The 17,558-nt window shown below is 72.5% G+C and carries 15 protein-coding genes; 10 read left to right on the plus strand and 5 right to left on the minus strand.

Annotated features, from left to right (window positions below; genetic code table 11):
- Positions 1–138 precede the first annotated feature (138 nt).
- Positions 139–678, plus strand: a complete 540-nt coding sequence (locus J421_RS20275) for a PAS domain-containing protein (RefSeq protein ID WP_148306420.1) — start codon at positions 139–141, stop codon at positions 676–678.
- Positions 679–715: 37 nt separating this feature from the next.
- Positions 716–1,150 (plus strand): hypothetical protein, encoded by a 435-nt coding sequence (locus J421_RS20280; protein WP_025413004.1) that lies wholly within the window; start codon positions 716–718, stop codon positions 1,148–1,150.
- On the opposite strand, the gene J421_RS20285 is transcribed toward J421_RS20280, so the two are convergent.
- Both J421_RS20285 and J421_RS20290 read right to left on the minus strand, forming a co-directional pair.
- Positions 1,140–2,657 (minus strand): UDP-N-acetylmuramate--L-alanine ligase, encoded by a 1,518-nt coding sequence (locus J421_RS20285; RefSeq protein ID WP_104022862.1) that lies wholly within the window; start codon positions 2,655–2,657, stop codon positions 1,140–1,142. The genes J421_RS20280 and J421_RS20285 overlap by 11 nt on opposite strands.
- 43 nt (positions 2,658–2,700) lie before the next feature.
- Entirely contained in the window at positions 2,701–3,192 is a 492-nt protein-coding gene (locus J421_RS20290; RefSeq protein ID WP_025413006.1) for a hypothetical protein, read from the minus strand.
- Between the two features lie 54 nt (positions 3,193–3,246).
- On the opposite strand from J421_RS20290, the gene J421_RS20295 reads away from it, so the two are divergent.
- The 8 genes from J421_RS20295 (at position 3,247) to J421_RS33685 (ending at position 11,161) form a co-directional block, all read left to right on the plus strand.
- Entirely contained in the window at positions 3,247–4,362 is a 1,116-nt protein-coding gene (locus J421_RS20295; RefSeq protein WP_025413007.1) for an NAD(P)-binding domain-containing protein, read from the plus strand.
- A gap of 39 nt (positions 4,363–4,401) precedes the next feature.
- Positions 4,402–5,733 carry an asparagine synthase-related protein gene (locus J421_RS20300; RefSeq protein ID WP_025413008.1) on the plus strand — a complete coding sequence of 444 codons (1,332 nt, stop codon included), beginning with the start codon at positions 4,402–4,404 and terminating at the stop codon, positions 5,731–5,733.
- Entirely contained in the window at positions 5,730–6,668 is a 939-nt protein-coding gene (locus J421_RS20305; RefSeq protein ID WP_025413009.1) for an archaeosine biosynthesis radical SAM protein RaSEA, read from the plus strand. The genes J421_RS20300 and J421_RS20305 overlap by 4 nt, the downstream gene beginning before the upstream one ends.
- A gap of 278 nt (positions 6,669–6,946) precedes the next feature.
- Positions 6,947–8,548, plus strand: a complete 1,602-nt coding sequence (locus tag J421_RS20310) for an NAD(P)/FAD-dependent oxidoreductase (protein ID WP_025413010.1) — start codon at positions 6,947–6,949, stop codon at positions 8,546–8,548.
- Positions 8,549–8,608: 60 nt separating this feature from the next.
- A complete protein-coding gene (locus tag J421_RS20315) occupies positions 8,609–10,267 on the plus strand; it encodes an MFS transporter (RefSeq protein ID WP_025413011.1) in 1,659 nt (552 codons plus the stop codon).
- Between the two features lie 13 nt (positions 10,268–10,280).
- Positions 10,281–10,586 carry a carboxymuconolactone decarboxylase family protein gene (locus J421_RS20320; RefSeq protein ID WP_025413012.1) on the plus strand — a complete coding sequence of 102 codons (306 nt, stop codon included), beginning with the start codon at positions 10,281–10,283 and terminating at the stop codon, positions 10,584–10,586.
- Positions 10,583–10,825, plus strand: coding sequence for a carboxymuconolactone decarboxylase family protein (locus J421_RS33680; protein WP_201773050.1), 243 nt, complete (start codon positions 10,583–10,585; stop codon positions 10,823–10,825). The genes J421_RS20320 and J421_RS33680 overlap by 4 nt, the downstream gene beginning before the upstream one ends.
- A gap of 48 nt (positions 10,826–10,873) precedes the next feature.
- Complete coding sequence (locus J421_RS33685; RefSeq protein ID WP_201773051.1) at positions 10,874–11,161, plus strand: carboxymuconolactone decarboxylase family protein; 288 nt, start codon at positions 10,874–10,876, stop codon at positions 11,159–11,161.
- Here the strand turns inward: J421_RS33685 and J421_RS20330 are convergent.
- The 3 genes from J421_RS20330 to J421_RS20340 form a co-directional block, all read right to left on the minus strand.
- Positions 11,152–12,003, minus strand: coding sequence for a hypothetical protein (locus J421_RS20330; protein ID WP_104022865.1), 852 nt, complete (start codon positions 12,001–12,003; stop codon positions 11,152–11,154). The two genes, J421_RS33685 and J421_RS20330, sit on opposite strands and share 10 nt — an antisense overlap.
- Complete coding sequence (locus J421_RS20335; protein WP_025413014.1) at positions 12,000–13,772, minus strand: CRTAC1 family protein; 1,773 nt, start codon at positions 13,770–13,772, stop codon at positions 12,000–12,002. The genes J421_RS20330 and J421_RS20335 overlap by 4 nt, the downstream gene beginning before the upstream one ends.
- Positions 13,773–13,993: 221 nt before the next feature.
- Positions 13,994–17,530: a CRTAC1 family protein gene (locus J421_RS20340; protein ID WP_025413015.1), complete on the minus strand. Its 3,537-nt coding sequence runs from the start codon at positions 17,528–17,530 to the stop codon at positions 13,994–13,996.
- Positions 17,531–17,558 lie beyond the last annotated feature (28 nt).

A 17,558-nucleotide genomic window follows, 5' to 3' on the forward strand; every position in this document is an offset into this window, starting at 1 on the left:
ACCGCGCGGCGCATTGACTTCGGTCTTCGTTCGGGCTAATTCTCGCCAATGGACGGAGCAGATCCGTTGACATGGGACTCCAATGGTTGCAAGACACGGGAGCACGCCGGACGTCGCTCCGGGGCCCGCGCGCCGACCATGCCTGACATCCCGAGAGACCCCACCGAAGAGATGCACCGGCACGCGGTGCGCACGCCGCCGCGCGTGCCGCGCCGAGATGCGGACGTCCTGAAGCTGCCCCGCCGCGCGTCGATCGAGGGCCTTGGGCTCGGCTGCCCGGCCGACCGGCCGGCGCTCCCGGGGCCGGTCACCGCGGACGCGGCGGCGACGTGGTACCGCGACGTGTTCGACGGGCTGCCGACGGCGACGCTCGTCACCACGCTCGACGGCGTCGTGACCCACGCGAACACGGCTGCCTGTCTCCTGCTCCGCCGTCCGCCGGACGCGCTGCTCGGGCATCCGATCGCGACGTTCGTTCCCGCCCCGCACCGTACGGCGTACGAGGCGCTGCTGGAGCGCGCGCAGCAGACGGCGCACGTCGTGGACTTCGCGTTGTGGGTGTCGCCGAGCGACGCGGCGCCCGTGGACTGCCGCGCGTGGGTGCGGCGCATCCTGACGCTCGGCGAGCCGACGACCGTGCTCGCGTGGACGCTCGCTCCGCTCGTGCCGGCCTTCTGAGAGCTGCGAGGGTGCGCGGCCGCGTAGATTGCGGGCCATGAACATCCTCTACCATGCCCATTCGGGGCTCCGCTACCTCGTGCTCCTCGTGGGCGTGCTCGCGGCGCTCGTCTTCGCGTACGGCCTCGTCGCGCGCCGTCCCGTCGGCGCGGCGCGCGGGCTCACCGCGGCGTTCACCGGCCTGCTCGACCTCCAGATCCTGCTCGGCGTCGCGCTCGTGATCGGCGGCGTCTTCTACGGCGCGTTGATCGGCCACCTCGCGACGATGCTCGTGGCCGCGGTCGTCGCCCACGGCTCGTCGGTGATGGCGCGGCGCGCGACCGAGGAGCGGCGCGCGCTGACGATCCGACTGCTCGGCGTCGTCGCCACGCTGCTGCTCATCGCCGTCGGCATCACGGCGATCGGGCGCGGCGTGCTCGGCTCGGGGCCGCAGACGCCGGCGCACACGCAGCCCGCCCCGGTCAGCCGTTAGGCGCGTCCTGCGCGCGGCGCGCCGCGCGTGAGGCGAGCGCGTCGAGCAGCGACGGGATGAAGCCGCCGAACGCGCCGTTGCTCATCACGAGCACGACGTCGCCCGGCGCGGCGGTGTCGGCGACGCACTGCACGAGCGTCGGCACCGGCTCGTGCACCTCGGCCTCGATGCCGTGGGCCTCGAGCGCGCGCACGACCGCGTGCGCGTCGAGCCGCTGATCGACGGGCACCTTGTCGTGCGGCTCGGGCTCGCGCAGGAAGACGTGCTGCGCGCCCTCGAACGCCTCGCCGTACTCGGCCTGGTGCAGGTTGCGGCGGCTCGTGTTCGACCGCGGCTCGAAGACGGCGAGCAGGCGGCGGTCGGGGTAGCGCGCCCGCACGGCCGCGACGGTCTCGCGCACCGCGGTCGGGTGGTGCGCGAAGTCGTCGAGCACGAGCACGCCGCCGATCTCGCCGCGCGGCTCCTGGCGCCGCTTCACGCCGGCGAACGTCGCGAACCCCGGCGCGATCTGCTCGTCGGTGAGGCCCAACGCGCGCGCCGCGACGTACACCCCGACCGCGTTCTCGACGTTGTGATAGCCGGCCATCGGCAGATGGTACTCCGGCGAGGTGCTTCCCCGCTCCGCGTCGCGCACGCGGAACCGCGCGCCGTCGGGACCGAGCCGCACGTCGACGGCCTGGAACCGCGTGTCGGGCACCTCGTGCGGCGCCGCGGCGTAGGTGACCACCGGCGCCTCGCCGTGCGCGCGCGCGATCGCGACGAGCCGCGGGTACTGCGCGCTGACGATGAGCTGCCCCTCGGGCGGCACGACGGCGGCGAACCGCTCGAACGCCGACTCGTAGTGCGGCAGGTCGCGGTAGATGTCGGCGTGGTCGAACTCGAGGCTCGTGAGAATCGCCGTGCGCGCGCGGTAGTGCATGAACTTCGGGCCCTTGTCGAAGTACGCCGTGTCGTACTCGTCGCCCTCGACGACGGCGTGCGGGCCCTTGCCGAGCCGGAAGTTGCTGTCGTAGTTGCGCGTCACGCCGCCGACGAGGAACGTCGGGTCGAGACCGGCGGCGGCCAGCACGTGCGCCATGAGCGCGGACGTCGTCGTCTTGCCGTGCGTGCCGGCGACGACGACGGAGTGGCGCGTCGCGAGGATGAGCGACCCGAACGCCGCAGGAAAGCTCATGCTCGGCAGGCCGCGCTCGCGCACCGCGGTGGCCTCGGGGTTCTCGCGGCGGATCACATTGCCGACGATGACCAGGTCGGGGCGCGCACGGTCGAGGTTCGCGGGGTCGTACGGCGTCATCACGTCGATCTCCCACGCGCGCAGCATGTCGCTCATCGGCGGGTAGACGTTCGTGTCGCTGCCGGTGACGTCGTAGCCGGCGGCCTTCAGCATGCCCGCGAACGCGCCCATGCCGGTCCCGGCGACGCCTAACAGGTGGATGCGGCGCACCGACGCGCCGTCGATGGTCTCGAGGACGTTGCCGTTCGGCGCGGGAGTGGTGGTCGTCGACATAGCGCGGAATGTATCTCGGCGGGCGGCCGCGACGTCACCTCGGCTAGATGCCGGGGCCGCTCAGCGGGCGGCGGTCGGGGGGCGCGGACGCGACCTGCACGCCGGTGGAGCTGATGAGCAGGTGGAACGTGCGCCTAACGTCGCAGCTCTTGCCCTGCGCGTCGGTGAGCGTCGACTCGACGAGGAAGTCGACGCGCGCGGTGCTCGGTGTCTCGAGCTGCGCGCGCACGACCAGCGAGTCGCCGGCGAGCCGCGGCAGCGCGGTCGTGGTCACGGTGGCGCCGACCGCCTCGCCGACGCTCGTCACCTGCCACCCGACCGCGAAGCTGACGGTACGGATCGTGACGATCACCACGTTGCCCACGTGCTGCGCTCCCGCGGTGAGCGTCTGCCCCGCGTCGATGTCGCTGCAGACGAGCGGCGGCGGCGGGTCCACGGCGGTGCGGCCGCCTCCGCCACAGCTGCTCGGGCCCAGCATCGCCGCGGCGATGACGGCGACGCGCTTCACGTCCGGACGATGCGGTGCCAGCCGCACGCGAGCACCTCCTGGCAGGGTAGCGAGTCCAGACGAATGTAGTACCGTGCACGGGTGAGCGACGTCGCACCCACGCCCGCCGCGGGGCTGCGCCTGCGGACCGAGATCGTCGTCGTCGGCGCCGGGCAGGCGGGGCTGTCGGCGGCGTACCACCTGAAGCGCCGCGGCCTAACGCCGCTGCGCGGCCTCGTGGTGCTCGATCGGTCGCCGAGCCCGGGCGGCGCGTGGCAGCATCGGTGGCCGAGCCTCACGCTCAGCACCGTGAACCGCATCCACGACCTGCCCGGAATGCGCTTCGCCGACGCGGTGGACACCGAGGCGGCGGAGGTGCCCGCGGCCGTCGCCGTGCCGCGCTACTTCGCCGCGTACGAGCGGGCGTTCGAGCTGCCGGTCTACCGCCCGGTCACGGTGACGGTGGTGTGCCAGCGCGGCGATCGCCTCGTCGTCGAGACGGACCACGGCGAGATCTCGGCGCGCGGCATCGTCAACGCGACGGGCACGTGGGAGACGCCGTACGTCCCGGAGTATCCGGGCGCCGAGCGCTTCCGGGGGCGACAGCTCCATACGAAGGACTACCGCACGGCAGCGGAGTTCATCGGCCGGCACGTCATCGTCGTCGGGGCCGGCATCTCCGCGATCCAGCTGCTCGACGAGATCTCGCGCGTGACGACGACGACGTGGGTGACGCGCCGCCCACCGGAGTTCCGCACGGGGCCGTTCGACGAGGCGGCGGGGCGCGCGGCGGTGGCGATGGTGGAGGACCGCGTGCGCCATGGGCTGCCGCCGCTGTCGGTCGTGTCGGTGACCGGGCTGCCGGTGACGCCGGCGGTGGAGGACATGCGCGCGCGCGGCGTGCTGCACCGCCTCCCGATGTTCGCCGAGATCCTCGACGACGGCGTGCGGTGGCCCGACGGGACGACGATGCGCGCCGACGTCATCCTGTGGTGCACCGGCTTCCGCTCCTCGCTCGACCACCTCGCGCCGCTCATGCTGCGCGAGCCTAACGGCGGCATCGTGATGACCGGCCGGCTCGCGACGCAGGTGGCGAAGCACCCCCGCGTACACCTCGTCGGCTACGGTCCGTCGGCGTCGACGATCGGCGCCAACCGCGCGGGCGGCGCCGCGGCGGAGGAGCTCATGGCGTTCCTCGGCCTGCGTGCGTCGCGGTAGATTTCGCGCTCACCTCCGTCTCCTCCGTCCCCTCCGCGCATGCAATACCCGATCGCCCGCGTCATCGAGCTGGTGCGCCCCGAGTCGCAGCACCTGTGGGGCATGGACGAGTCGGAGGCGCGACGCCGCCTCCTCTCCGCCGACCCGAGCGACGTCCTCGCCATCGACGGCTCGTTCGCGCTCGTCGCGCGCGACGGCGAGCGCGTGCTGCTCGCGCGGAGCCTCGACCGGCCGCTGCGCTACTTCCTCGCGAAGGCCGCCGACGGGCCGGTGCTCATCGTGGCGGAGCGGATCGACGAGATCGCGGCGGAGCTCGCGCGGCTCGGCTGGGGCGACCAGTTCCACCCGAGCTACACGCGCATGGTGCCGGCGCACCACGTCACCACGCTGCGGCTCGTCGGCTGCCCCGATCCGAACCCCGTGCACCGCCGCTTCTTCGACCCGCCGCGCGGGACGCTGCCTAACGACCTGGACGTCATCGGCGAGCGCTACGTGTCGGCGCTGTACGGCGAGGTGCGCCGGTGGCTCGCCCAGCAGGAGCCCGAGGCGCCGATCGGCGTGCCGTTCTCGGGCGGGATCGACAGCGGGTCGGTGCTGCTCGCGCTGAATCGCGCGCTGCTCGACGCGGGGCAGTCGCCGGCGCGGCTCAAGGCGTTCACGCTCAGCGTGGACGGCGGGGGCGACGACGCGCGCCAGGCGCGCGAGTTCCTCACCCGCACGGGGCTCGAGATGCTCGGCGAGACGGTGGACGTGCCGTCGTCGGCGCTCGACCCGCTGCGCGCGGTCGGGGTGATCGAGGACTACAAGCCGCTCGACGTCGAGTGCGCCGCGGTGAACCTCGCGCTGCTCGGCGCGCTGCGCGAGCGCTACCCGGACTGGCGGCTGCTCGTCGACGGCGACGGCGGCGACGAGAACCTGAAGGACTATCCCATCGAGGAGAACAGCGAGCTCACGATCCGCAGCGTCGTGAACAACCGCATGCTGTACCAGGAAGGCTGGGGCGTCGAGTCCATCAAGCACTCGCTCACGTACTCGGGCGGCTACAGCCGCGGATGCGTGCGCGGCTACGCGTGCGCGCAGGCACACGGCTTCATCACGTTCAGCCCGTACACGCGGCCGTCGGTGATCGCGGTGGCGGAGGCCATCCCGTTCGCCGCGCTCACGGCGGGCTCGCACGAGCGGCTCTACGCGCTCAAGGGCGAGATCGTGTCGCGCGGCATGCGCACCGTGCTCGGCGTCGAGATGCCGGTATTTCCGAAGCGCCGCTTCCAGCACGGCGCGGTGGAGTCGGAGCAGGTGCCGCGACTGTTCCCGCGCAACGAGGCGCGCTACCGGCGCCGGTTCGAGGCGCTGCACGCGGCGATGGCGTGACGACCGTCGACCGTCGCATCCGCGCGCTGCGCCCGCCGAAGCCGCCCGTCGACGCGTACCGGGCGCACGGCACCGCCGTGGACGTGGAGCGACGGCCCGACGGGACGCTGGAGCGCGCGCTCACGATCTTTCTCGCGGGCGCGGAGTGCCCGTTCACCTGCTCGTTCTGCGATCTGTGGCGGTGGACGATCGAGGGGCCGACGCCGCCCGGCGCGCTGCCGCGACAGGTGGCAGACGTGCTCGAAGCGTTCGACGGCGCACTGCCCGACCGAGTCAAGCTGTACAACGCGAGCAACTTCTTCGACCGGCGCGCGGTGCCGCCGGAAGATCTGCCGGCCCTCGCGTCGTTAGGCGCGCGGTTCCGCGGCGTGACGGTGGAGTCGCACGCGAGCACGGTGGGGCCGGCGACGGTCGCGTTCGCGCGGTCGATCCCGGGCCGGCTCGAGGTGGCGATGGGTCTCGAGACGATCCACCCGGCGGCGGCGGCGCGCATCAACAAGCGGCTCGACGTCGATCGCTTCGATCGCGCGGCGGCGTATCTCGCGGCGCACGACGTGGATCTGCGCGTGTTCGTGCTGCTCGGCGCGCCGTCGGTGCCCGTCGCGGAGAGCGTGGAGTGGACGGTGCGCGCGGTGGAGCACGCGGCGGCGCGGGGCGCGGCGATGGCGTGCGTCATCCCGGTGCGCGGCGGCAACGGCGAGATGGAGCGGCTCGCCGCACTCGGCGAGTTCACGCCGCCGACGCTCGCGCAGCTCGAGGATGTGCTCGACCGGTGCCTCGCGTTCGGGCCCACCGTCGTGACGGTGGATCTGTGGGACGCGGCGCGGCTGCCGGCGTGCGAGGTGTGTCGGTCGGCACGCATCGAGCGGCTGGGACGGATCAACGTCACGGGACACGCCGAGCCGCGGATCCGCTGCGAGGCGTGCGGCGCGTGATGCCGTTCGGATCTTACGCGGAGGCGCGGAGAACGCGGAGAATTCTTGAACCGCAGAGGACCGCAGAGGGCCGCAGAGAACGGCAACTACTTCAACGGCTTCTTACCACGGAGGACACAGAGGACACAGAGGAGAACCAGTCTTGTTGGTTTCCTTCGTGTCCTCCGTGTCCTCTGTGGTTCAACTCAACAGGACAGTCCTCTGCGGCCCTCTGCGGTTCGATTCAGAGCGCTAGTTCTCCGCCTCCCCGCTGCGCGTGAGCGAACGGAGCCACGCCGATGACTCGCCGTGAGATCGCCGTCGTCGGCAGCGGCTTCGCCGGGTCGCTCGCGGCGCGGGTGCTGGCGGTGCTCGGCCACGACGTCGTGCTGCTGGAGCGCGGGACGCATCCGCGGTTCGCGATCGGCGAGTCGACGACGCCGCTCGCCAACCTGTCGCTGGAGCGGCTGGCGCGGCGCTACGGGCTGGCCGACTGCTGGCATCTCGCGACGCACGGGCGATGGCTCGCACACCACGCGGGCGTGCGGCGTGGTCTCAAGCGCGGGTTCACGTTCTACCGGCACCATCCGGGGCGCCCATTCGAGAACGCGGGGCTCGACTCGGAGCGGCTGCTCGTCGCCGCGAGCCCGAGCGACGACATCGCCGACACGCACTGGCTGCGCGCCGACGTCGACCACCACTTCGTGCGCGAGGCCGTCGCCGCGGGCGTCGACTACCGCGACCGCGTGGAGCTGACGGGCGCCGAGCGTGCGCCCGGCGGGTGGCGGCTGACGGGCACGCGCGGCGGCGAGCCGCTCGGTCTGCGCGCGGAATTCGTCGTCGACGCGTCGGGGCCCGGCGGATTCCTCGCGCGGCAGCTCGCGATCCCGTCGGCGCTCGACCGTGTGGAGACGCAGTCGGCGCTCGTGTACTCGCACTTCGACGGCGTGCGGACGATGCCGGACGTCGTGCCGGGACTGCCCGACGGACCCTACCCCGACGACCGCGCCGCCGTGCACCACGTCATCGACGAGGGGTGGATGTACGCGCTGCGCTTCGACGACGACGTGACGAGCGCGGGGTTCCTGCTCACGCCGCGCGGCCTCGCGTCGCTCGGCGCCGACGCGCCGGATCCGGCGGCCCTCTGGCGCGCGGTGGTCGAGCGCTATCCGACGATCGGCGCCGCGTACGACGACGCGACGCCGCGCACGCCGATCGGGTTCGTGCCGCGGGTGCAGCACCGGCTCGCGCGCGCCGCCGGCGATGGCTGGCTGCTGCTGCCGCATGCGTACGCGTTCGTCGACCCGCTGTTCTCGACCGGGATCGCGTGGGGCCTGCGCGCCGTCGAGCGGCTGGCGCTCGCGTTCGAGCACGGAGTGCCTAACGCGGCGTGGCTCGCGCGCTACGACGCGGCGCTCGCGGCGGAGGCGACGCAGATCGACCGGCTCGTCGCCGGCGCGTACGAGGCGATGGCGCACTTCGAGCTGCTCGCCGCGCACGCGATGCTCTACTTCGCGACGGTGTCGTTCGCCGAGGTGGGGCAGCGGCTGGCGCCCGAGGACGACGCGACGTGGAGCGGCTTCCTCGGCGTCGGCGATGCCGTCACGGAGCCGCTGCCGGGCGAGGCGCTGCGCCGGCTGCGGACGCTGTCGCCGGCGGACGCGGACGCGCGGCGGGCGTTCGCGGCGTGGGTGGCCGACGCGATCCATCCGCGGAACGTCGCGGGGCTCGCCGACCCGTCCCGGCACAACCTCTACCCGGTAGACCTCGACACGCTCATCGACCGGCACGCGCTGCTGGGGATGACGCGCGCCGCGGTGCTCGCCGCGCTGCCGGCGCTGCGCGGAATGGGGCCGGAGCCCGACCTGTCCCAGATTGCGGGGATCGGGTCCCGACGTTAGTAGACACGGACCCCACCCGCGCCGGTGCCGCCGGCGCGCCCGCCCCGCATGCCTTCCCCGATGTCCGCACCCTCCACGCGCGACCGCATCCCGCATTCGGCCGGGGTCACGTTCAACAGCCCCGCGGCGTTCTGGTTAGGCACCGCCGCCGTCGTGGCCGGCGTGCTCGCGCACGTGCCGGACTTCGCGGAGGCATCGGGCATGGGCTTCCACATGCGCGGCATGTCGATGTCGACGCTCATGCTCGCGGGGATGGCGCTCATCGTCGGCGGGCTCGCCCTGGCGACCTACGGCATCGTGCCGCTCGGCCGCGCAGCCGCCGTGGTGCCGCACGCGCCGCGCGTGCACGTGCGCGCGCTCGACGGCGCGCGGCTCACGCGGCAGCACTGGGGGCTGCTGTTCATCCTCGGCGTCGCGCTCATCGTCGACGTGATGAAGCCGGCGACGCTCGGCTTCGTTGCGCCCGGGATGAAGTCGGAGTACGGGGTCACCACGAAGCAGATCGCCAGCCTGCCGCTCGTCGCGCTCATCGGCACGACCATCGGCTCGCTGCTGTGGGGGGTGCTCGCCGACCGCGTCGGCCGACGCGCGGCGATCCTGCTCGCGTCGATCCTGTTCATCGGCACGTCGATCTGCGGCTTCATGCCGTCGTACGGATGGAACCTGTTCATGTGCGGCCTCATGGGGATCGCCGCGGGCGGCATGCTGCCGATCGTCTACGCGCTCATGACGGAGTCGATGCCGGCGCGCGACCGCGGCTGGCTCGTGGTGCTGCACGGCGGGCTCGGGTCGGTGGGCGGCTACCTCGCGGCGAGCGGGCTCGCGGCGCTGCTGGAGCCGCACTTCACGTGGCGCATCCTCTGGTTCGCGGGTCTGCCGACGGGGCTCATCCTGCTCGTGCTGAATCGATGGATCCCCGAGTCGCCACGCTTCCTGCTCGCGCGCGGGCGCACGACGGAAGCGCACGAGGTGATGCGGCGCTACGGCGTCGTCGTGACGCAGGATCCGCCCGACGTGGCGCCGCCGACGGCGCAGGACGCGCCGCCGAGCGACTCGTCGCCCTCGCGGGTGCTGAGCCTGTTCCGCGGTCCGTACGTGCCCAACACGATCAGCGTCGGCGCCTACGCCCTCGGCTGGGGCCTCATGAACTGGGGGTTCGTGACGTTCACGCCGACGGTGCTGCGCGACCGCGGCCTGAGCGCGGCGAGCGCGAGCCGGCTGCTCTTCCTCGCGGCGCTCGTGTCGCTGCCGGCGACCGTGGCGGTGGCGTACCTGTACGGCCGCTGGAGCAGCAAGAAGAGCATGATCCTGTTCGCGGTCCTCACCGCCGCGGCGCTCGTCGCGTTCGCCGTGGTGGATCCGGGCGCCGGAGGCCGCAACGCGGGATGGTTCCTGCCGCTCATGGTCGCCTTGCTCGTCGGTGGGAGCGGCATCACCGCGATGCTCTCGCCGTACACCGCGGAGGTGTACCCGACGCACCTGCGCGGCACGGGCAGCGGCTTCGCGGCGGCGTGCAGCAAGGTGGGCGGCGTGGTGGCGCCGCCGCTCGCCGCGGTGGTGCTCACGGCGGTGCCGGGCTTCACCGCGCTCGCGCTGGTGATGGCGGCGCCGGTCGCGCTCTCGGCGGTGATCCTCGCGGTCGCGGGCGTGGAGACGCGCGACCGCGCGCTGGAGGAGATGTCGCTGCCGAGCAACGTGGACGTCGCGCGCACCGCGTGAACGATCACGAGCGATGACGAGCGATCCGTACGCGGCGCTGCGCGACGAGGTGATCGCCGGAGTGCTCGACGGCACGGGAGCGAGCGCCCCCGCCCTGCGGCGCGCCGCGGCGGATCGCGCGCGCGAGGTGCTCCCCGCCGACCTGCGCGCGCTCGTCGACAAGATCCACGACCATGCCTACCGCGTGACGGACGACGACGTCGCGCGGCTGCGCGCGACGTACGGCGACGACCCGATGTTCGAGATCGTGGTCAGCGCCGCCCTCGGCGCGTCGCGCCGGAGACTCCTCGCCGGGCTGGATGCCCTGGACCTCGCATGAGACTGCCCAACGTGCACCGCGGACATCGCCTCCGCGACAAGCTGATGCTCGGCATGATGCGCGTCGTGATGGGCCACGCGCCCGGCGTCGTGCGCACGCTGCTGTATCGCAAGGAGTTCTTCGGCCGACCGTGGTCCGAGCTCACGCAGCGTGTGATGCGCGGCCCGTCGCCGTGGACGCCTGGCGAGCGCGAGACGTTCGCCGCGTTCGTCTCGCACCTGAACCAGTGCACGTTCTGAACGAATGCCCACTCCGCGGTCGCGGAGGCGGCGCTCGGCAGCGGGTCGATGCAACCGGTGCTCGCGAACTACCGGACGGCCCCGATCGACGAGAAGCTCCGGGCGATGCTCGGGCTGCTCGAGACGTTCACGCTCCACCCGGAGCTGCTCACGCCCGACGACGTGCGCGCGGTGCTCGCCACCGGCGTGACGAAGGAAGCGATACGCGACGCGTTCTACGTCGCGTTCCTGTTCAACACGTACGACCGGCTCGCGGACACGTTGGGCTGGGAGCTGCCGGATCCGGCGTACTACGCCAAGGCCGGGCGGTTCCTGCTGAGGAAAGGCTACTCGTGAGTTGAACGCCGCAGATCGAGCCACTTCGCCACCGGCCCGACGAGCCACAGCGCGACGAGCGGCGGCGCCGCGTTGAACGCGGTGGGGAGTGGCGCGCCGCGGTCGGAGGCGTAGCGGATCAGCGCCTCCACCACCGCGATGACCACGACGACGGCGATCTGTCGCTGACGGCCGCGCACCACGGTGCGCGGGTCGGTGATCATGAAGAACACGAAGAGCTGGTACATCGGCCCCGTGATCGGCGCGAGCTCCGGCGCCACCGGCTGGCCGAGCACGAGCGCGCGCAGCGTGTTGAGCGCGAAGAACGCCGCGACGTAGCTCAGCGTGATGTGCAGCACCCGCACGCGCGACGCGATGAGGAGGCCGAACGCCCAGATCACGAGGTTCGTCGCGAGGTCGTTCCCCCACTGGTGGCTCAGCACCGACACGCGCGACGGCGCCGCGAGCAGCAGCGTCACGATCGCGAAGTTCGTCGGGTTCCACAGGTGGTTGTTGCGGTAGCGCAGCACGTACTTCGACGCGATCGCGAGGAAGCCGCCGATCAGCACCGGCCACAGCGCGCCGCCCTGCGGCTTCTCCAGCAGCGTGAGGCTGATGCCGCTGATGTACGCGCTCTGCAGGTTCACCACCTTGCCGCGGTCGAACCACGACAGCACCGCCTCGGTGACCGTGCACGCGAGCAGCGCGAGCACCAGTCGGTCGTAGCCGCCGACGACGTGATAGCGCAGCTGCGCGACGACCAGCACCAGCGTGATGAGGCCAGCGATGAGCAGCCGCGGGTCGAGATCCCGCGCCCACGACCGCGGTCCCGCCGGGGTCTCGGCGGCCTGCGTCGCGCTCATCGCGTCGGCTCCGTGATCGTGTGGAGCTGGTCCACGGCGAGGCCGTGCAGCACCTGCCGCGTGCCCGACGGCCAGCTCACGGTGATCGCGTCGACCCACTCGCGTCGCCCGAGCCCGAAGTGCAGCCGGCGGTCGTTCTGGCTCGCGAAGCCCATCCCGCCGTCGACGACGCGCCGCTGCGTCAACCCGCTCGCCTCGATCACGACCTCGGCCCCGATCGCGCTGCGATTGCTGCGCGTGCCCACGAGACGGAAGCCGATCCAGTGGCTCGCGGGGTCCGGCTCGTCGCGATAGACGATCGCCGGCTGGTTCTGGTTCGCGACGATCACGTCGGTCGCGCCGCGGTTCCACAGGTCCGCGAGCGCCACGGCGCGGCCATCGTACGTGTCGGTGACGCCGACGGCGCCGGCGACGTCGACCCAGCCGGCGAGCCCGCGATTCACGTACACGCGCGAGCGCTCGTAGCCGGACAGGCTGGCGTTGCCGAACGCCGGCCACCGCGACGCGTCCTCGAACAGCGCGCCGTTCGCGCCGGCGATCTTCGACATGCTGTACCAGTAGCTCGTGCCCCGGTCGCCGGAGATGAAGCCGTTCGCGACGAACAGCTCGTTCGCGCCGTCGTTGTTGAAGTCCCCGAACTGCGCGCCCCACGCCCATCCCGCGTCCGCCACCTGCGCGTCGGCGACGTTGCGGAACTTCCGCGACTCGTCCATCTCGTTCAGCCGCAGGTTGTTGTTCTGGAACAGGTAGCCGCGGGCCGAGATGTTCGTCACGAACACGTCGAGCCGCCCGCGCCCGTACGCGTCGCCGAGCGACGCCGACATGCCGCTCTTCGACTCGCTCTCGAGCCCCGCCTTCGCCGGCACGAAGCGCTTGCCGTGGTCGTTGAGGTACAGCTCCTCGGGGCCGTAGTCGTTCGCGAGATACAGATCGGGCCACCCGTCGCCGTCGAAGTCGGCCGATGCGGCGGCGAGCGTCCACCGCGTGCTCCCGACGCCCATGCGGTCGGTGACGTCCTCGAAGCGGCCGCCGCCGACGTTGTGGAACAGCAGGTTCTTGCCGCCGTTCGTCGCGAACTCGAAGCTGTCGTGCATGATGCGCGTCGACGCGACGTGCCACAGGTCGACGTCGCTGCGGAAGTACGCCGTGACGTAGAGGTCGAGCCGCCCGTCGCGGTCGTAGTCGAGCCAGATCGCGCCGTTGCTGTTGACCCATCGGCGCAGCCCCGCGCGCTCGGTGACGTCCTCGAACGTGCCGCCGCCGCGGTTGCGGAACAGCGCGAGGTAGCCGTAGCGGTACACGAGCACGTCCTCGCGTCCGTCGCCGTCCATGTCGCCCCAGATGCTTCCCATCGACACGCCCTCGCCGGGCCGATTGAGGTCGGCGAGTCCGGCGCGCGCCGCGACGTCCTCGAACGTGCCGTCGCGTCGATTGCGGTACAGCGCGTTGGGCGCGCCGAAGCGGCTGTTCGTGAAGTAGAGATCCGGCCACCCGTCGCCGTCCACGTCGGTCACGGCGACCCCCGCGCCGACGGCGGCGATGTGTGGCTCGACGTTCGCGAGCTTCGGGTCGAGCGTGGCGCGATGGTGGACGAAGTGGATCCCCGCCGCCGCGGTGACGTCGCGCATCGCGAACCCCGGGTGGCCGGGATCGACGCGTCCGCCGAACGGCTCGCGGTCGAGGCGCGCCGCGAGCGCGATCGCGGCGACGAACGGCACGGCGATGATCGCGCGTCTGATGGCGGGGCGGGAGCGCAGCGGGGGGTGCATGGGGTCAATCTGGGGCCCGGGCAAGCTTGACGACAGGCGCCTCACGCGGAGACGCGGAGGACGCGGAGAACGGACCCTTTGGATTGAACCGCGGAGGACGCAGAGGGCCGCCGAGGACTGCACATGATGTCCTCTGCGGCCCTCTGCGTCCTCTGCGGTTCATTCACCCAGCGGAGGAAGTTCTCCGCGTCCTCCGCGTCTCCGCGTGCGACATGCCCTGCCTAACGTCTCCCGACCACGCGCGTCTGGTACTCCCGAAGGAACCGCGCGTGCATCGGGTCCGTGGGGTACGCGTCGCCGGGTCCGTAGGGATACGACTTCACCGCGTGGAACGGCAGCGGGCCGACGGTCGTGCCGTGCGCCGTGTTCAGGTCGGAGTCCTTGATCCAGCCGTCGGTGTAGAGCAGGAAGTCGCGCTTCCACCCCTTCGGCAGCGCGCGCTCGGAGCTCGCGTCGAACGCGAGCGTCGTCTCGTCGCCGGGGGCCATCACGACGTACATGTCGTCCGCGGTCCCGACGAGCGACCGCACGTCGCCGAAGCGCGTGAACGCGCCCGTGATCGCGCGCCACGGCGACGCCTTCGTCACGTCGTCGTACGCGAACCAGTACGGGCCGTAGCGGCCGCCCTTGCGGTACGTGCGCGAGAACCCGCGGTAGTGCAGGTCGGCCGACGTGGGAGCGAGCGTCGCGATCGTCGTCGGACTCGATGCGACGTCGGCCGCGACGAACGCCTGGTCCCAGTAGATCTGCATCGTCGTGCGCAGCCGCACATGATGATCGCTCGTCGGAAACAGGCCGCCGAGCTCGATCACCATCGTCTTGTCCTTCCCGGACGGGAAGCCGAGGCTCGCGATCGCGGTCACCCAGCGTCCGCGCGCGTCGCGCACCTCGAGCGACGGCGGCACGGCCTGCACCGCGGACTGCTGCGACAGCGCGACGTTGATGCTCGCGTCGGTCGGGTAGATCCACCCGCGCAGGAACAGCGCCGTCCCCGCCTTCCCCGCCTCGTCGCCGAGGTCGAGCACGAGGTCGTGCGGCTCGACGACGCCCTGGTAGCGCGTCGGCGTGAGGTCGGACACGTACACGTCGTCACTCTTCAGCAGCGCGGGCAGCACGTCGGTGCCGCGCTCGTCGACCGCGCTCCGCGGCGCCTGCCGGCGCGCCACCTGATACAGCCGCAGCTTCAGCGGCGGTCCCGGGGGCACGAATCGCTCGTCGACGAACACGTCGACCGAGTCGGGGTGATCCACGGTGAGGAGCTTCACCTCGTCGGCGTACGCGGTCTCCCACAGCTCCTCGGTGAGCTGCAGCAGGTAGCGACCGTCCTTCGGCCGCAGCGCGTCGCCGGGGATGCGCACGTACTCCTGCGACGCGCCGGCGGGCGCGAACGCGCTGCCCCGCCCACCCGCCATGAGACCGAGCGGCATGCCTAACGCGCTGCGCCACATCGCGTCCGTCACGAAGCGGAAGCGCGTGCCGTCCCAGGTGTAGGCGAACGCGCACGAGCCCTTCAGCGCCTCCATCTCCAGCACGTCCTGGTCGGTGCCCGGGAAGTAGATCGTCTGCGGCATCCCGTTCGGCCACTCGGTGCGCAGCACGTCGGCCTTCAGATGCGGCCCGAGCCCGAAGTGCGTCACGCGGTCGGTCACCACGCGCGTCTGCTGCAGCTCCCCTGCCCGCAGCTCGAGCCGCGCGCCGATACCGAAGTCGTTGTTCTTCCCGCTGCCCGTGCGCAGCGCCTTCAATTGCACGTTCAGCGCGAGATTGTGGTTCCCGTTGACGTTGCGCAGCAGGCGCACGTCGCCCGACGCGTCGGCGAGCAGCAGATCCAGGTCGCCGTCGTCGTCGACGTCCGTCGGCAGCACCGCCGTGGCGGCGCGCACCGCGTCCGGCAACGCGCTCGCCCGGTCGACGAAGCCGGCGCCGCGCTCGTTGTGCAGCAGCACGACGCCGCGCCCGTCAGGCTCTCGTGCCGCGCCGACGGCGACGACGTCGAGCCACCCGTCGTTGTCGTAGTCGAGGAACCGCAGCGCCGCCGCCGACGTGCCGCGCAGCGGCGCCAGCCCGGCCTCCGCGCGTGCGTCGCGCGCGAACGTGCCGTCGCCGTGGTTGTGCCAGAGCACCGCGCCGTTCGCGCCGGCGACGAGCACGTCGAGCGCGCCGTCGTTGTCGTAGTCGCCGACCGCCACCGCCGTCGAGCCGGTCGACGCCACGCCGCTCTCCGCGGTCGCGTCGCGCAGCCGCGACGCACCGTCGTTGCGGAACAGCATGTCCGTGACGCCCGCGACGAACAGGTCCACGCGCCCGTCGCCGTCGAAGTCGCCGAACGCGACGTCGCGCGCCTCGCGTGCTTCACCACCGGTGAGGCCGAACGCGGCCGTCGCCTCGGTGAACGTGCCGTCCAGATTGTTGCGGTACACGGTGCGCTGCGCGCCGCCGACGAGCACGAGATCGAGATCGCCGTCGTGATCGAGATCGACGAACAGCGCCCGTCGCGCCCCGCGCACGTCCCCGACGCCCGCTTTCGCCGTGACGTCCTCGAACCGCCCGTCGCCGCGGTTGCGCAGCAGCCGCCCACGCCCGTCGCCGCCGATCGCGAACAGGTCGAGCCAGCCGTCGTTGTCGACATCGGCGAACGTCGCGTCCACCACGCCGTCCGGCAGCGCGAGCGCCGAGCGCGTCGAGACGTCGGCGAACAGGCCGCCGCGCGCGTTGTAGAGCCGCGCGACCGACTTCCGCTGCGCCGCCGACCACGCGGCGACGAGATACTCGTCGGTCCCGTCGCCGTCCACGTCGCCCGCCGCGAGCACCGCCGGCGCGCTCCCCGACGCGTTAGGCGCCTGCGCGCCCGGCGCGATGCCGGCGTCGCTCGTCGCGTCGACGAACCGCACCGGCGCCGCGCTGTCGTTGCGCGCGAGCGTGCGGAGCGTGATGAAGTCCTTCGGGCTGAAGGTGAGCGACTGCCGGCCGACGAGCGGGCCCTCCACCCATCGCACCGCGTCGAGCGAAGCCTGATAGGGCGCGGTCAGCTCCAGCGCGCGCGCGAGCCGGTCGATCGACGTGCGCGCCTCGGCCACCTGCCCCGCCCGGAGACGCAGCAGCGCGCTGTCGAGCGCCATGCGCGCCGGCTCCGGCGCTTCCGGTGGCGTTCGGCGCAGCTCCTCGAGCTGCTGCACGGCGGCGTCGGCCGCGCCTCGGCGCGCGAGCGCGGCCGCCAGCTCCACCTTCACCGCGAGGTTCGCCGGCACCGCGCCGAGCACGTCGCGCAGCCGCTGCTCGTAGCGTGCGGCGCCCGCCGCGTCGGTGGCCTTCGCGTCGAGCTGCGCGAGCGCGTACAGCACGTGCGCGTCGCGCGGTGCGCCCTTGCGGAGCGACTCGAGCAGCTCGCGCGCGTCGTCGGTGCGCTTCGTGAGCGCGAGAAGCTTCGCGAGCGCGAGGCCGGCGTCGATGCTCGCCGGGTCGAGCTTGCGCGCGCGGCGCAGCGGCGCCTCGGCCTCCGCGAGCCGCCCCTCCTGCAGGTACGTGAGCCCGAGATCGGTGTAGCCGAGCGGGTCGTCCGGCGCGAGCTCGGTGAGCTGCTTGAACTGCGCCTCGGCCTCCGGCAGCTCGCCGCGCGAGAGTCGCGCGAGCCCCTCGCCGCGAATGACCATCAGCTCGGCCACGCTCCGCTTCGGCTTCTCGCGACACGCGCTCGCCACGACGAGCGCGACGAGCGACAGCAGGACGACGACGAGGCGAGGACGAGATCCGATGCGCACCGGGGACTGGCTGGAGGGAGGAGTCACG

The organism is Gemmatirosa kalamazoonensis, assembly GCF_000522985.1.
In the GTDB taxonomy this organism is placed as follows: Bacteria; Gemmatimonadota; Gemmatimonadetes; order Gemmatimonadales; family Gemmatimonadaceae; genus Gemmatirosa; species Gemmatirosa kalamazoonensis.

Bases quoted from the DNA above. Each gene is read 5' to 3' on its own strand.
- J421_RS20285 (WP_104022862.1), bottom strand. From the start codon at position 2,657: ATGTCGACGACCACCACTCCCGCGCCGAACGGCAACGTCCTCGAGACC.
- J421_RS20320 (WP_025413012.1), top strand. From the start codon at position 10,281: ATGACGAGCGATCCGTACGCGGCGCTGCGCGACGAGGTGATCGCCGGA.
- J421_RS20310 (WP_025413010.1), top strand. From the start codon at position 6,947: ATGACTCGCCGTGAGATCGCCGTCGTCGGCAGCGGCTTCGCCGGGTCG.
- J421_RS33680 (WP_201773050.1), top strand. From the start codon at position 10,583: ATGAGACTGCCCAACGTGCACCGCGGACATCGCCTCCGCGACAAGCTG.
- J421_RS20315 (WP_025413011.1), top strand. From the start codon at position 8,609: ATGTCCGCACCCTCCACGCGCGACCGCATCCCGCATTCGGCCGGGGTC.
- J421_RS20335 (WP_025413014.1), bottom strand. From the start codon at position 13,772: ATGCACCCCCCGCTGCGCTCCCGCCCCGCCATCAGACGCGCGATCATC.
- J421_RS20280 (WP_025413004.1), top strand. From the start codon at position 716: ATGAACATCCTCTACCATGCCCATTCGGGGCTCCGCTACCTCGTGCTC.
- J421_RS20275 (WP_148306420.1), top strand. From the start codon at position 139: ATGCCTGACATCCCGAGAGACCCCACCGAAGAGATGCACCGGCACGCG.
- J421_RS20330 (WP_104022865.1), bottom strand. From the start codon at position 12,003: ATGAGCGCGACGCAGGCCGCCGAGACCCCGGCGGGACCGCGGTCGTGG.
- J421_RS20300 (WP_025413008.1), top strand. From the start codon at position 4,402: ATGCAATACCCGATCGCCCGCGTCATCGAGCTGGTGCGCCCCGAGTCG.
- J421_RS33685 (WP_201773051.1), top strand. From the start codon at position 10,874: ATGCAACCGGTGCTCGCGAACTACCGGACGGCCCCGATCGACGAGAAG.